We start from the raw sequence: 12679 nt of genomic DNA, 5'->3' as shown, positions 1-12679 counted from the left end.
CGCACTAGGCTCGCGTGAAATCCGACACTGGAGAACCGACATGCCGAACATCAACGCCGACCGTATGATGGCTGATCTCAAGGAGCTGCGCTCGATCGGCGCAGTCGAGACCAGCGTGGTCCGCCCCGCGCTCAGCGAGAAGGACATGGAGGCGCGGCGCTGGCTGAAGCGGAAGTTCGAGGATGCCGGCCTCGCCACCACGATCGATGGAGTCGGCAACGTGCTCGGCCGGTCGTCGAAGCCTGGCCCGGCGCTGCTGATCGGCTCGCACTCCGACACCCAGCCGCGCGGCGGCTGGCTCGACGGTGCACTGGGCGTGATCTACGGGCTGGAGATCGCGCGTGCCATGGCCGAGGATCCGGCAACCGCGGACCTCGCGGTCGACGTGGTGTCCTGGCAGGACGAGGAGGGCACCTACATGTCCTGCCTTGGCAGCCGGTCGTGGTGCGGAACCCTTGATCCTGAGGTCGAGAAGGCGGCGCGCAACGGGTCGGCCGGGATGTCGCTGACCGAGGCGATCGCCGAGGCCGGGCTGACCGACGTACCGCGCGCCACCATCGAGAAGGATCGCTACCTCGGCTATCTGGAGGCCCACATCGAGCAGGGGGCGTATCTGGAAGAGGGCGAACTGCACATCGGGGTCGTCACCGGGATTGTCGCGATCCGCGCCATGCGGTTCCGGTTCCACGGCGAGCAGAACCACGCCGGCACCACCACGATGCGCCGCCGCAAGGACGCCGCGACCGCGCTGTTCGAAGTAGCGCACCGCGTGAACCAGGAATTTCCCAAGGTCGCGGGCGACCGCACCGTGTGGACCATGGGACGGGTGTCGGTCCAGCCGGGGGCGCCGTCGATCGTGCCGGGTTACGCCGAACTCGACCTGCAGTTCCGCGACCTGGACGAGGGCATCCTGGACCGCTTCGAGGAGATCGCCTCGAAGATCGCCAAGGAGGTTGAGGCCGGCGGCAAGAAGGTCCGCATCGAGGTCGAGCGCACCCGCACCCCGGTCAGGCCGTCCTGGATGGACGAGGGTTTCCAGAAGCACATCGCCGGAGCCGCCGAGGCGACGGTGCCGGGCAAGTGGCAGAGCATGCCGAGTGCAGCCGGCCACGACCCGATGGTCATCAGCGAGAAACTGCCTTGCGCGATGCTGTTCATCCCATCGATCGGTGGCATCAGCCATGACTTCGCCGAGAACAGCCACGAGAAGGACATCGTGCTTGGCTGCCGGGTGCTGGCCGACGCTGCCGCCTCGATCCTGCAGGAGCGGAGGAACGCGTGACCCCGCAACAGATCGGCGAGGCGGCGACCTTCCTGGCTCGGGCCCGGCTGACCGGGCCACCGACGCCGAGCCTGCCCGACAATGTGCGACCGCCGGGCACCATCGCAGAGGGCTATGCGGTTCAGAACGCGCTGCACGCGGTGCTGGAGGCGGCCGGGTTCGGCCCACGGGTCGGCCACAAGATCGGCTGCACCACGTCGGTGATGCAGGCCTATCTCGGCATCGATCATCCCTGCGCCGGAGAGGTGTTCGAGACCACGGTGTTCGAGCGGGCGGTCGAGTTGCCGCTGTCGCGGTACCACCGGATCGGTGTCGAGTGCGAGATCGCCGCCCGGATTGGGCGGGATCTGCCGGCCCGGCCGGGCGGTCACTCGCAGGACAGCGTGGCTGAGGCGGTCGACAGCCTGATGGCCGGGATCGAGCTTGTCGACGACCGGTATGTCGACTACGGCGCCTTGCCGCCGCCGGTGCTGATCGCCGACGATTTTTTCAACGCCGGGGTCGTGCTCGGGACGGCGGTTCCGGATTGGCGGTCGCTCGACCTGCCGGCGGTCGAGGGGGTGATGACGATCAATGGCAAGGAGGTCGGCCGCGGTCGTGGCGCCGATATCCTTGGGCATCCGCTGGTGGCGCTCGCCTGGCTGGCCGACCACCGGGCGGCACTCGGCATGCCGCTGCGGGCGGGCGAGTTCGTGATGCTGGGCAGCGTGGTGAAGACCGTGTGGGTCGAGGCGCCGGCCAAAGTCGGAATCCGGTTCGCGGGTCTGGGCGAGGCGTCCGTTACCTTCGTGTGACGGCGGAGAGGAGCGCTGGAACAGGTCTCGCCCCTTGCCTCGCCGGTGCGATCCGCCTAAAGCCAACCGGCAACCCGCCGGAGCCTGTATCATGGACACCGCCGCCCGTATCCGGGCCATTCTGGATGCCGAAGCCGAGGCGATCCGCTCGATCAAGGTCGATGCCACTTTCGAGCGTGCGCTCGACGCCATGGCGAATTGTCCCGGCAAGATCATCACTCTGGGAATGGGCAAGGCCGGGTTCGTCGCCCGCCGGTTCGCAGCCACCCTGGCGTCGACCGCCACCCCGGCGTTCTACATTCACCCCAGCGAGGCGGCACACGGCGATCTCGGCCACATTGAGGACGGCGACTGCATGATTGCGTTCTCGACCTCCGGGAAGACCCGCGAAGTGCTGGAGTGTATCGAGCTGTCCCGGCACCTCAACCAGCACGGTACGGTGATCGGCATCACCTCGCACCCCGACTCGGGCTTGCGCGACCTCGCCGACGTGGTGCTGGACATGGGGGTGATCGAGGAGCCGTGCCCGCTCGGGCTGACGCCCTCGGCCAGCATTGCCGCCATGAGCGCGATCGCCGACGCCCTGACCCTGACGCTGATGGTGCGCAAGGGGGTTACCCGCGACCAGTACGGCGTGCGTCATCACGGCGGTTACCTCGGACGCAAGGCCCGGCTGGACAACGTCTGAGCGCTACCCTGCGTGACCCTGCGGTGCGCGTCGCGCCCGTCGAGTTGACGTCCCGACGCTGCCGCCTAACCTTCCGAGCATGGCATCCCCCCATCCCGAAACCTGGGTCGAAGTCCGGCCGCAGGGCCTGTACGTCGCACCGGGCGACTTCTACATCGACCCGCTGCGCGCGGTCGATCGGGCGGTGATCTCCCACGGTCATTCCGACCACGCCCGCGCCGGCCATCGTGCGGTTATGGCAACCGTGGAGACGCTGGCGATCATGGCGCACCGGCTCGGCGTCCAGCCGGAGCAGGACAGGCGCGCCCTGGCCTATGGCGAGGTGATCCGGGTCGGTGAGACCGAGGTCTCTCTGCATCCGGCCGGCCATGTGCTCGGCAGTGCCCAGGTGCTGGTCGAGTACCGTGGTGCGCGCATCGTGGTGTCGGGCGACTACAAGCGTCGGGCCGACCCGACCTGCGCGGCGTTCGTGCCGGTGAAGTGCGACGTGTTCGTCACCGAGGCGACTTTCGGCCTGCCGGTGTTCCGCCACCCCGACGACCGGGCCGAGATCGCCAAGCTGCTGGACAGCGTGCGGCTGTTCCCCGAGCGGTGCCACGTGGTCGGGGTCTATTCCCTCGGCAAGGCACAGCGGGTGATCGGCCTGCTGCGCGAAGCCGGCTGGCACCGGCCGATCTTCGTGCACGGCGCCCTGCAGCCGATGTGCGCACTGTACGAGGCGCATGGCGTGCCGCTCGGCGATCTGCGTCCCGCCACCGCCGGCGCCAAAGGCGTGCCGAAGGACGAGTTCATGGGCGAGATCGTACTGGCGCCGCCGTCGGCGATCATCGACCGCTGGGCACGTCGGCTGCCCGACCCGGTGGTCTGCATGGCATCGGGCTGGATGCGGGTGCGCCAGCGCGCGAGGCAGGGCGGGGTCGAACTGCCGCTGATCATCTCCGACCACGCCGACTGGGACGAGCTGCTGAAGACCTTCGACGATGTCGGCGCACCGGAGATCTGGATCATCCACGGCCGCGAGGAGGCTCTGATGCATGCCGCGTCGGCGCGGGGCTATCGCGCACGCGCGCTGGCTCTGGTCGGCTACGAGGACGAGGGCGGCTCGTGACGCCGTTCGCCAACCTTCTGGACCGGCTGATCTACACTCCGGCGCGCAACACCAAGCTGGCGTTGATCGTCGACTACTTCCGCCATGCACCGGATCCGGACCGCGGCTGGGCGCTGGCCGCGCTGACCGGCGGGCTGTCGTTCCCCGGCGCGAAGGCTGGCGCGATCCGGGATCTGGCGATGCGCCGGGTCGATCCGGTGCTGTTCCAGTGGTCCTACGACTATGTCGGCGACCTTGCCGAGACCACCGCGCTGATCTGGCCGGAGCGGCGCACCAATCGGGCCTGGCCGACCTTGGGCGAGGTGGTTCACGGGCTGCAGGGCACCGCTCGGGCCGACGCGCCCGACGTGATCGAGCAATGGCTGGACCCGCTGGACGCCACCGGGCGCTGGGCGCTGCTGAAGCTGATCACCGGTGGGCTGCGGGTCGGGGTCTCGGCCCGGCTCGCCAAGGTGGCGCTCGCCGAGTACGGCAAGGTGGACGCAACCGAGATCGAGGAGGTGTGGCACGGCCTGACACCGCCATACGCCGAACTGTTCGCCTGGCTCGACGGCGCGGCGCCGCGGCCGGATCTGGAGGACAAGCCGGTGTTCCGGCCGCCGATGCTCGCGCACCCGTTGGAAGACGACGAGGTGGCGGGCCTGGATTTCGACGCCTACTTGGCCGAGTGGAAGTGGGACGGCATACGGGTCCAGTTGGTCGCGCGTGCCGGGCAGAAGCGACTGTATTCGCGCACCGGCGACGACATCGGTGCCGGGTTTCCCGACGTGCTCGACGCGATCTCCTTCGAGGGCGTGCTGGACGGCGAGCTGCTGGTCGGGGCCGACGGCAATGTGCGGCCGTTCAACGAGCTGCAGCAGCGCCTGAACCGCAAGACCGTGACCGGGGCGATGCTGCGCAAGCACCCGGCGTTCGTGCGGCTGTACGATATCCTGTTCGATGGGCGCGAGGATTTGCGGGCGTTGCCGACCACGCAACGCCGGGCCCGGCTGGAGGCGTTCGTCGAGCGCCACGCGCCGCAGCGCATGGACCTGTCGGAGGTCGTGGCCTTTTCAAGCTCCGACGAGTTGGAACGGATGCGGGCCGGCGCCCGCGGCACCTCGACCGAAGGCCTGATGCTGAAGCGCCGGGATGCGCCCTACGTCGCCGGCCGGCCGAAAGGGCTCTGGTACAAATGGAAGCGCGGTCCGCTGACGGTCGATGCGGTGCTGATGTACGCCCAGCGCGGCCACGGCAAGCGCAGCTCGTTCTACTCCGACTACACCTTCGGCGCGTGGCGCGAGAATCCGGAGACCGGGTCGGCCGAACTGGTTCCAGTCGGCAAGGCATACTTCGGCTTCACCGACGACGAACTGAAGCTGCTCGACAAGTGGGTGCGCGACCACACGATCAACCGGTTCGGCCCGGTCCGCGAGGTCGAGCACGCGCTGGTGTTTGAGGTGGCGTTCGACAGCGTCAACCGGTCGCCCCGGCACAAGTCGGGTGTCGCCATGCGCTTCCCGCGGATCGCCCGCATCCGCTGGGACAAGCCGGCCGCCGACGCCGACCGACTGGAATCACTGGAAAAGCTGATCGAGTGACGAGCCGTGAAGGGCGTCGGCTTACGCCCGCCCGTACGCGCTGCGCAGCGCCCCGGCCAGGGCCAGGGCGATTGCCGGCAGCAGGGACAGGAACACCAGATGGGCGGCCTCGGCGATCACCGGCGGCGGCGGGGTGCCGACCAGGCCGGCGCGGTCCGCGACGATGCCGGCCGCCGCCGAGCCGAAGGCGACGCCGAGCGCCTGGGTGGTCGGGATGACGCTGGTTACCCGGTCCCGGTCGGCTTCGCCGGCGGCATCGAAGATCCGCTTGGCGACGTGGCTCCAGGCCAGCCCGATGCCGGTACCGAGCAGCATGAAGGCAGCGATGGCCGCCCACAGCGGTCCAGCCGGTACATACAGCGCGGCACCGAGGCAGCCGACGCCGGTGATCGCCGGGCCGACGGCGATCGACAGGCTGGCCCGGGCGCCCACGGCTCCGGCCACCGCAAGCGACGCGATGGTCCAGCACATCGACTGTGCAGTGACGACGTAGCCGGTCGCGAGCGGCGGCACGGCGTGCAGCGCGTGCAGGAAGTAGGGGGCGTAGATCGCGGTCGAGGCCGATCCGAACGAGATGAAGAACACGAACATCACGCTCCCGCCGAGCACGGTACCGGGCCGGAACATGGCGTGCGGGAACAGCGGCTCAGCCGACCGGCGCTCCCAGACGATGGCGGCCAGCAGCAGTGCGCCGGCCAGAGCGACCAGGGCGACGGTCCGGTCGGGACCGGCGCCACCGGTTCCGCCGATCGCCAGGGCGGCGCCGCCGATCAGCGCGAGGCGCAGGATCGGTGTCAATCCGCCTGACGGCGGTTTCTGCCCGCCCGTGGGCACCGACCTCAGGACGGCGATGTACAGGAGAAGACACAGCGGCAGCATCACGATGAATCCGAGACGCCATTCGTCGAGCTCGGCGAAGATCCCGCCGATCAGCGGGCCGGTGAGGGCGGCGATGCCCCACACGCCGGAGATCGCGGCAAACACCCGAGCCCAACTGGACGCCGGAAACAGGTCGCGCACCAGGCCGTGTGAGGCAGCCAGCAGCAGGCCGGCGCCAAGGCCCTGGATCGCCCGCATCACCAGGATGGTGGCCATGTCCGGGGCGAGGCCGACCCCGGCCGACCCGATTGCGAAGCCGAGAATGGCGAACCCGAGCGCGCGCCGGGGACCCAGCCGTGCCCGGATCATGCCGCCGGCGGCAGAACTGACGATCGAGGCCACCACGTACAGGGTTGTCGCCCAGTGCAGCCACTCGAGTTCGCCGAGATCGGCGACCACCGATGGCGCCAGCGTGGCGAAGATGAAGAAGTTCACGGCGTGCAGGGTGATGCCGAGGCACAGGGTGGTCATCGCCAGCAGGTACTCGGGTCCGAACAGTTCGCTCCAGCTCAACACCCGGCTGTCCGCGTCGTTCATTCCAGCGCCCCTCCCGGAGGATCGATCGTCCCATTTTGTCGCATGGTGATTGTGATGGGGTAGTTGAACAAGGGAATTCTTGGTATAACTGAGGTCTGTCAGGGAGGGACAATGGCCGACACGACCAGCGACCGGATTCTGTTTCGTCTCAAGACCCGTGGACCGCAGACCATCGCCGATCTGGGGGCTGCGTTCGGCATCACCTCCGAGGCGGTTCGCCAGTTACTGGTGAAGTCCGAAGCCGACAACCTGGTCAGCTATGAGGACCGGCGCGAGGGGCGAGGCCGACCGAAGCGGCTGTGGCGCCTGACCGAGACCGGGCACGCCCGGTTTCCCGATCGGCACGCCGACCTGACGGTCGGCTTGCTGGATGCCGTGCGGGCCGAGTTCGGCACCGAAGGGCTGGACCGGCTGATCGCCCGGCGGGAGTCCGAGCAGCGCGAGGTGTACCGGGCCGCCGCTGCCCGCGCCCGCACGCTGGAGGGCAAGGTCAAGGCACTGGCCGAGATGCGCGACCGCGAAGGCTACATGGCCGAGTGGCGGCGCGACGACGACGGCACCCTGGTGCTGATCGAGAACCACTGCCCGATTTGCGCGGCGGCGGCCAAGTGCCAGAACCTGTGCCGCTCCGAGCTGGCGATTTTCCGCGACGTGCTGGGCGAGGCGGCCGAGGTCGAGCGGACCGATCACGTTCTGGCCGGTGCCCGGCGTTGCGCCTATCGTGTGACCCCGACACGCACCTGACGACCAAGGGGATTTCCATGCGGGCGATGCTGTGCAAGGCCTTCGGGCCAATCGACGATCTTGCGCTGGAGGATGTGGCGAGCGCCAAGCTGGCAGCCGGCGAGGTGCGCATCAAGGTCGCGGCCTGCGGCGTCAACTTCCCCGACGTGTTGATCGTGGAGGGCAAGTACCAGTTCAAGCCCGACCGGCCATTCGCGCCGGGCGGCGAGGTTTCGGGCACGATCGTCGAGGTCGGCGCCGACGTTACCGGATTCAAGGTCGGCGATGCGGTGATGGCCACCACCCTGTGGGGTGGCTTCGCCGAAGAGGTGGTGACCACCCCGGATCGTCTGCTGCGCCGTCCGCCGACCATGGACGAGATCACGGCGGGCGGGTTCGCCCTGACCTATGGCACCTCGTACCACGCGCTGGTCCAGCGGGCCGCCATCCAGCCGGGCGAGACCCTGCTGGTGCTGGGTGCCGCCGGCGGTGTCGGCGTGGCGGCCATCCAGATCGCCAAGGCCTTGGGTGCGCGGGTGATTGCGGCGGCCGGCAGTGCCGACAAGCTGGACTTCGCGCGCGAGCAGGGCGCCGACGAGCTTGTGAACTACGCCGAGGACGGCTACCGCGACCGCCTCAAGGAGTTGACCGGAGGGCGCGGAGTCGACGTGGTCTACGATCCGGTCGGCGGCGACCTGATGGACCCGTCGCTGCGGTCCATGGCGTGGAACGGCCGCTACCTGGTGGTCGGCTTCGCCAGCGGCGAGATCCCCAGGATCCCGGCCAACCTGACCCTCTTGAAGGGCTGCGCCGTGGTCGGGGTATTCTGGGGCCAGTTCCGCCGCAACGAACCGGAACGCGAGGCGGAGAATTTCCGGCGCCTGTTCGAACTGCACGCCGAGGGCCGCATCAGGCCGGTGATCAGCCAGACCTTTCCGTTGGCCCAGGCGCGCGATGCGCTGGCGGTCCTGTCGGATCGCAAGGTCAAGGGCAAGATCGTCCTGACCGTGTGACGGTTCAGCCGGCTGAGAAAACCGCATGATGGCGGGAACTTGCACCAGCGGAACGAAGTTGCTCTTCCACTGACGTTCGCGGGACCCGCCAATCAACTGTCCAAGGGCCCGGCGATCTTGCATCGAAAGGGCGCGTCATGACCGTTGGTACCGTTCTTCTGATCGTGCTGATCCTGGTGCTGCTGGGCGCCATCCCGGCCTGGCCGTACAGCCGCGGCTGGGGCTACGGTCCCGGCGGGATCGTCGGAGTGCTGCTGATCGTCGTGATCGTGCTGCTCTTGATGGGACGCATCTGACGCGGGGTCGGCCGGTCTACAGCGCCTTGCGGTAGAAACGCCGGACTCCGCCCTTCGGGAAGTCATCAAGCTCGCCGAACTTGGCCCAACCCAGACGCGGGTAGTAGTCGGGGCCCTGGTGGTCGTAGGTGTCGAGCCATGCGGCATGGCAACCGCGATCGCGAGCCAAGGATTCGGCTGCTCCCAGCAGCGCGCGTCCGACGCCCTGGCTGCGGGCTTCCGGTGCGACTGCCAGCAACTGTACGTGCAGCCAGCCTAGATTGGTCGATCCGATCAAGCCGCCCAGGGTGTTGCCGGCTCGGGTCGCCGTCAGCGCGAACGGCTTGGAGTCGAACACGACACTGGCCGCCACCGCGTGCTGATCGAGCCAATCCAGCACTTGCGACTTGGTGTCGGCAAACGCTGGATCGGCATCGTCAGCAACGGTGGAGACCAGGATGGCCTCGGTCATTCACGCACCATCAGTCGCGACCGTTCAGTCCAAAGTTGGCTTCCACATAGCCCAGCAACTGCTCGATCGACTCGTTGAGCGACAGGGCGCCGGTATCCACCTCCAACTCCGGGGCGGATGGTGCCTCGTATGGTGCCGAGATTCCAGTGAAGTCCGAGATCTCACCCTTGCGGGCCTTCTTGTACAGGCCCTTGGGATCACGCCCTTCACACACCGAGAGGTCGGCCTTGACGTGCACCTCGTGGAACAGCTCCGGCGCGACCGAACGGGCACGGTCCCGGTCCTCGCGGTAGGGCGAGATGAACGCGGTGATCACCAGAATACCGGCACGGGCGAACAGCGCAGCCACTTCGCCGACTCGTCGGATGTTTTCTGCCCGGTCCTCCGGTGCAAACCCGAGATCGGCGGACAGGCCGAAGCGGATATTGTCGCCGTCGAGCACATAGGCCTGCCAGCCCTTGCGGAACAGCGCCTGTTCAAGCTCGACCGCCAGGGTCGACTTGCCGGCACCGGACAGACCGGTCAGCCACAGCACGCCGCTCTTGTGGCCATTGGCCTGCCAGCGGGCGTCCGAGGTGACGCGGTGCTCCACCGCGGTGATGTTCTGCGAGGTCGGCTCGTTGCGGGCGCGTTGGTCGGGGAAGCCCTCCATCGAGACCAGACCGCCGCCGGCCATGTCGTAGCCGTCGATCAGCACGAACCGGCCCAGCCGCGGATTGTCGACGAACGAGTCCAGCGCCAGTTTGGCGCGGGCCCGCAGGATGATCTCACCGACCTCGTTGCGCTCGATGCGGTCGGCCGGACGCTGCGACAGGTCGGCGACGTCGATGACCTGCTCGATCGCCTGGACCTCGACGGTGTGTTCCATGGTCGCGAGTTTCATCTTGTAGCGCCGGCCGACCTCCAGGGGCGAGCGGCCGAGCCAGAAGATGCGGGCGCGGAATACGTTGGTCTCGACCGGCGGCTCGCTGCGGTGCGAGGCCACGTGGCCGCGCTCCAGGAACAGCTGGTCGTCCAGAGTGATGCCGATCGACTGGCCGGCCGAGGCCGACATGACCGGCCCATCAACGGACCAGGCCTCGATTGACTTGACCCGGGCGGTCGCGTTCGTCGGGCTGAACAGCAACTCGTCGCCGACGCTGAGCCGGCCGCTCTCGATCCGCCCGGCGATGATCCGGCGCTCGTCGAACTTGTAGACGTCCTGCACCGGGAACCGCAGCGGCAGCTCCACCGGCAGCGGCTTGGCCTGCAACTCGTCAAGGGCGGCGATCAGGGTCGGGCCCTCGAACCACGGCATGTTGTCGGACTTGTTGGCCAATCCGTCGCCATGGCGCGCCGACACCGGCAGGATGTGCGCCGGGGTGATTCCCATGCTGCCGAGGTACTTGCGCACCTCGTCGGCGACCTCGCGGAACCTGCTCTCCGCGTGGTCGACCAGATCCATCTTGTTCACGGCGACGACGACACGGTCGAGGCCGAGCAGGTGCAGGAGCTAGCCGTGCCGGCGGGTCTGATCCTGAACGCCGTCCTTGCCGTCGACCACCAGAATGGCGGCGTCGGCGGACGCGGCCCCCGAGACCATGTTCTTCAGGAATTCCTTGTGTCCGGGCGCGTCGATGATGACGTAGGGCCGGCGAGGGGTCTTGAAGAAGATCTGGGTGGTGTCGATGGTGATGCCCTGGTCGCGCTCGGCCTGCAGGGCGTCCAGCACGAAGGCCCACTCCATCGGCATGCCGCGGCGCTCCGACATGGCGCGGACCGCTTCCATCTTGCCGTCGGGCAGCGAGCCGGTGTCGTGCAGAAGCCGGCCGATCAGGGTCGACTTGCCGTGGTCGACATAGCCGACGATGACCAGCTTCATCGGCGACAGTTCGTCGTCACGACGCGGGGTGGTGGAGGGAGAGACTGCGATGCTCATGATGCGTCCTCCCTCACATGTAGCCGGCGGAACGCAGACGCTCGAAGGCGTCCTCGCTCTCGTGATCCATCGCGCGGCCGCTGCGCTCGGCCACCCGGGTGGTGCGCAGCTCGGCGATGATCTTCTCGACGGTGTCGGCGTCGCTATCGATCGGGTTGGTGATGTCCATGTCGCCGAGCGAGCGGTAACGCTTGCCGTTCTTGGCGAAGTACAGCGGCACCAGCGGGATGCCCTCGCGCTGGATGTACAGCCAGATGTCGAGCTCGGTCCAATGCAGCAGCGGGTGGATCCGCAGATGCGTGCCGGGTGCGAAATCGGTCTTGAACTGGTCCCAGAACTCCGGCGGCTGGTCGCGGAAGTCCCATTCGGCATTCTCGCCGCGCGGACTGAACACCCGCTCCTTGGCGCGGGTCGCCTCCTCGTCCCGACGGATGCCGGCAATGACCGCCTGCAGGTCGAGTTCGGCGATCAGCCGCTTCAGCGCCTCGGTCTTGCGCGCGGCCGACCGGGCTGCCGGCGGCAGCGTCGGGTCGATCTCCTCGATCGGCGGGCAGTCGCGCCGAATGAAGTTCAGCTTCCATTCGACCGAGTAGCGGTCCTGGAACGCATACATCTCCGGGAACTTCTTGCCGGTGGCGCAGAACAGGGCCGTAAACGGCACATGCCCCAGGAAGGCCTTGCGGGCCAGCCAGAGCATGACGTTGGAATCCTTGCCCAATGACCACAGCATGCCGAGGCGTTCGAACTTGTTGAACGCTTCGCGCAGGATGTAGACGCTCTGCGCCTCCAAGGCGTCGAGATGGTTCATCGCGGCGTCCATGCCCGAGTGGTTGCGGTGCGCCGGTAGATAAGCGCGCCCGGACCTGCTGTCAAAGCGCGGATGCGCCGTGATTTCAACCGTGTCGCCGGCCATTGCCTGCCTCAACTCTGTTATTGCCCTGAACGTGACTGCTTCATGCCCGAACCGTGTGGCGGTTTGGACATTGGTTGGTGCAACGAATTTTTCAGGGTGGCGTTCCCGCTGTGACGAAATGATCACAGCGGAAACAGGAGTGCCGCGGCGACAGGCGATGAGGCGACCTGGAGTTCGCGCTATGGGGTGTTGCGTCAGCCAGGCAACTGGCGGTCGAGCCCGATCCGATCGGGCGCTACATGTGCGGCAGTCAGGCCAAGGGCCGTCATGTCGGCCGGCACCGGTTGCCCGAGAGCCAGGGCTGCCGACAGGCGGCCCATGCCGGCCGAGGTCTGGATGCCGTAGCCGCCCTGGCCGGCCAGCCAGAAGAAGCCCTCCGACGCCGGATCGAAGCCGACCACCGGCGTCTTGTCGGCGACGAAGCTGCGCAGGCCGGCCCAGCGCGAGGCCAGGCGACGGATGTCGAAGGTGGTGTCGGTCATGATGCGGTCGACGGC

The 12679-nt window shown here is 68.0% G+C and carries 14 protein-coding genes; 8 read left to right on the top strand and 6 right to left on the bottom strand.

Translation table 11 applies throughout. The features are described 5' to 3' along the window. The first annotated feature begins 40 nt into the window (after positions 1-40). From RIC54_RS17925 to RIC54_RS17905, 5 genes are all read left to right on the top strand, one after another. On the top strand, positions 41-1282 hold the full coding sequence (locus RIC54_RS17925; protein ID WP_350151285.1) for a M20 family metallo-hydrolase: 1242 nt from the start codon (positions 41-43) through the stop codon (positions 1280-1282). After that, positions 1279-2076 (top strand): 2-keto-4-pentenoate hydratase, encoded by a 798-nt coding sequence (locus tag RIC54_RS17920; protein ID WP_350096120.1) that lies wholly within the window; start codon positions 1279-1281, stop codon positions 2074-2076. The genes RIC54_RS17925 and RIC54_RS17920 overlap by 4 nt, the downstream gene beginning before the upstream one ends. A gap of 91 nt (positions 2077-2167) precedes the next feature. Then, positions 2168-2764 (top strand): SIS domain-containing protein, encoded by a 597-nt coding sequence (locus RIC54_RS17915; RefSeq protein WP_350096118.1) that lies wholly within the window; start codon positions 2168-2170, stop codon positions 2762-2764. A 79-nt stretch (positions 2765-2843) separates the two neighbouring features. Beyond that, positions 2844-3872, top strand: coding sequence for a ligase-associated DNA damage response exonuclease (locus tag RIC54_RS17910; protein ID WP_350151283.1), 1029 nt, complete (start codon positions 2844-2846; stop codon positions 3870-3872). Beyond that, the gene (locus tag RIC54_RS17905) at positions 3869-5452 is read left to right on the top strand and encodes a cisplatin damage response ATP-dependent DNA ligase (protein ID WP_350096114.1); all 1584 of its coding nucleotides are present in this window, start codon (positions 3869-3871) and stop codon (positions 5450-5452) included. The genes RIC54_RS17910 and RIC54_RS17905 overlap by 4 nt, the downstream gene beginning before the upstream one ends. A 21-nt stretch (positions 5453-5473) precedes the next feature. Here the strand turns inward: RIC54_RS17905 and RIC54_RS17900 are convergent, their stop codons facing one another. Beyond that, on the bottom strand, positions 5474-6868 hold the full coding sequence (locus RIC54_RS17900) for an MFS transporter (RefSeq protein WP_350096112.1): 1395 nt from the start codon (positions 6866-6868) through the stop codon (positions 5474-5476). Between the two features lie 111 nt (positions 6869-6979). Between RIC54_RS17900 and RIC54_RS17895 the strand changes: the two genes are divergently transcribed. The 3 genes from RIC54_RS17895 (at position 6980) to RIC54_RS17885 (ending at position 8900) form a co-directional block, all read left to right on the top strand. Beyond that, entirely contained in the window at positions 6980-7612 is a 633-nt protein-coding gene (locus RIC54_RS17895) for a helix-turn-helix transcriptional regulator (protein WP_350096110.1), read from the top strand. Positions 7613-7629: 17 nt separating this feature from the next. Next, positions 7630-8604 (top strand): NADPH:quinone oxidoreductase family protein, encoded by a 975-nt coding sequence (locus tag RIC54_RS17890; RefSeq protein ID WP_350096108.1) that lies wholly within the window; start codon positions 7630-7632, stop codon positions 8602-8604. Between the two features lie 137 nt (positions 8605-8741). Continuing rightward, positions 8742-8900, top strand: coding sequence for a DUF3309 family protein (locus tag RIC54_RS17885; protein WP_350096106.1), 159 nt, complete (start codon positions 8742-8744; stop codon positions 8898-8900). Between the two features lie 16 nt (positions 8901-8916). Here the strand turns inward: RIC54_RS17885 and RIC54_RS17880 are convergent, their stop codons facing one another. The 5 genes from RIC54_RS17880 to RIC54_RS17860 form a co-directional block, all read right to left on the bottom strand. After that, positions 8917-9351, bottom strand: a complete 435-nt coding sequence (locus tag RIC54_RS17880) for a GNAT family N-acetyltransferase (RefSeq protein WP_350096104.1) — start codon at positions 9349-9351, stop codon at positions 8917-8919. A 10-nt stretch (positions 9352-9361) separates the two neighbouring features. Next, positions 9362-10795 (bottom strand): adenylyl-sulfate kinase, encoded by a 1434-nt coding sequence (gene cysC / locus RIC54_RS17875; RefSeq protein ID WP_350151281.1) that lies wholly within the window; start codon positions 10793-10795, stop codon positions 9362-9364. A 48-nt stretch (positions 10796-10843) separates the two neighbouring features. Continuing rightward, positions 10844-11269, bottom strand: a complete 426-nt coding sequence (locus RIC54_RS17870; RefSeq protein ID WP_350151279.1) for a GTP-binding protein — start codon at positions 11267-11269, stop codon at positions 10844-10846. 13 nt (positions 11270-11282) lie between these two features. Next, complete coding sequence (cysD, locus tag RIC54_RS17865; protein WP_350151276.1) at positions 11283-12077, bottom strand: sulfate adenylyltransferase subunit CysD; 795 nt, start codon at positions 12075-12077, stop codon at positions 11283-11285. Between the two features lie 299 nt (positions 12078-12376). Continuing rightward, positions 12377-12679 (bottom strand): FAD-dependent oxidoreductase (locus RIC54_RS17860; RefSeq protein WP_350151274.1); only part of this gene is annotated, 303 nt, incomplete at its 5' end.

It is taken from the genome of Thalassobaculum sp., from assembly GCF_040219215.1.
Taxonomy (GTDB): domain Bacteria; phylum Pseudomonadota; class Alphaproteobacteria; order Thalassobaculales; family Thalassobaculaceae; genus Thalassobaculum_A.
This window is presented reverse-complemented; position numbering and strand designations above follow the sequence as displayed.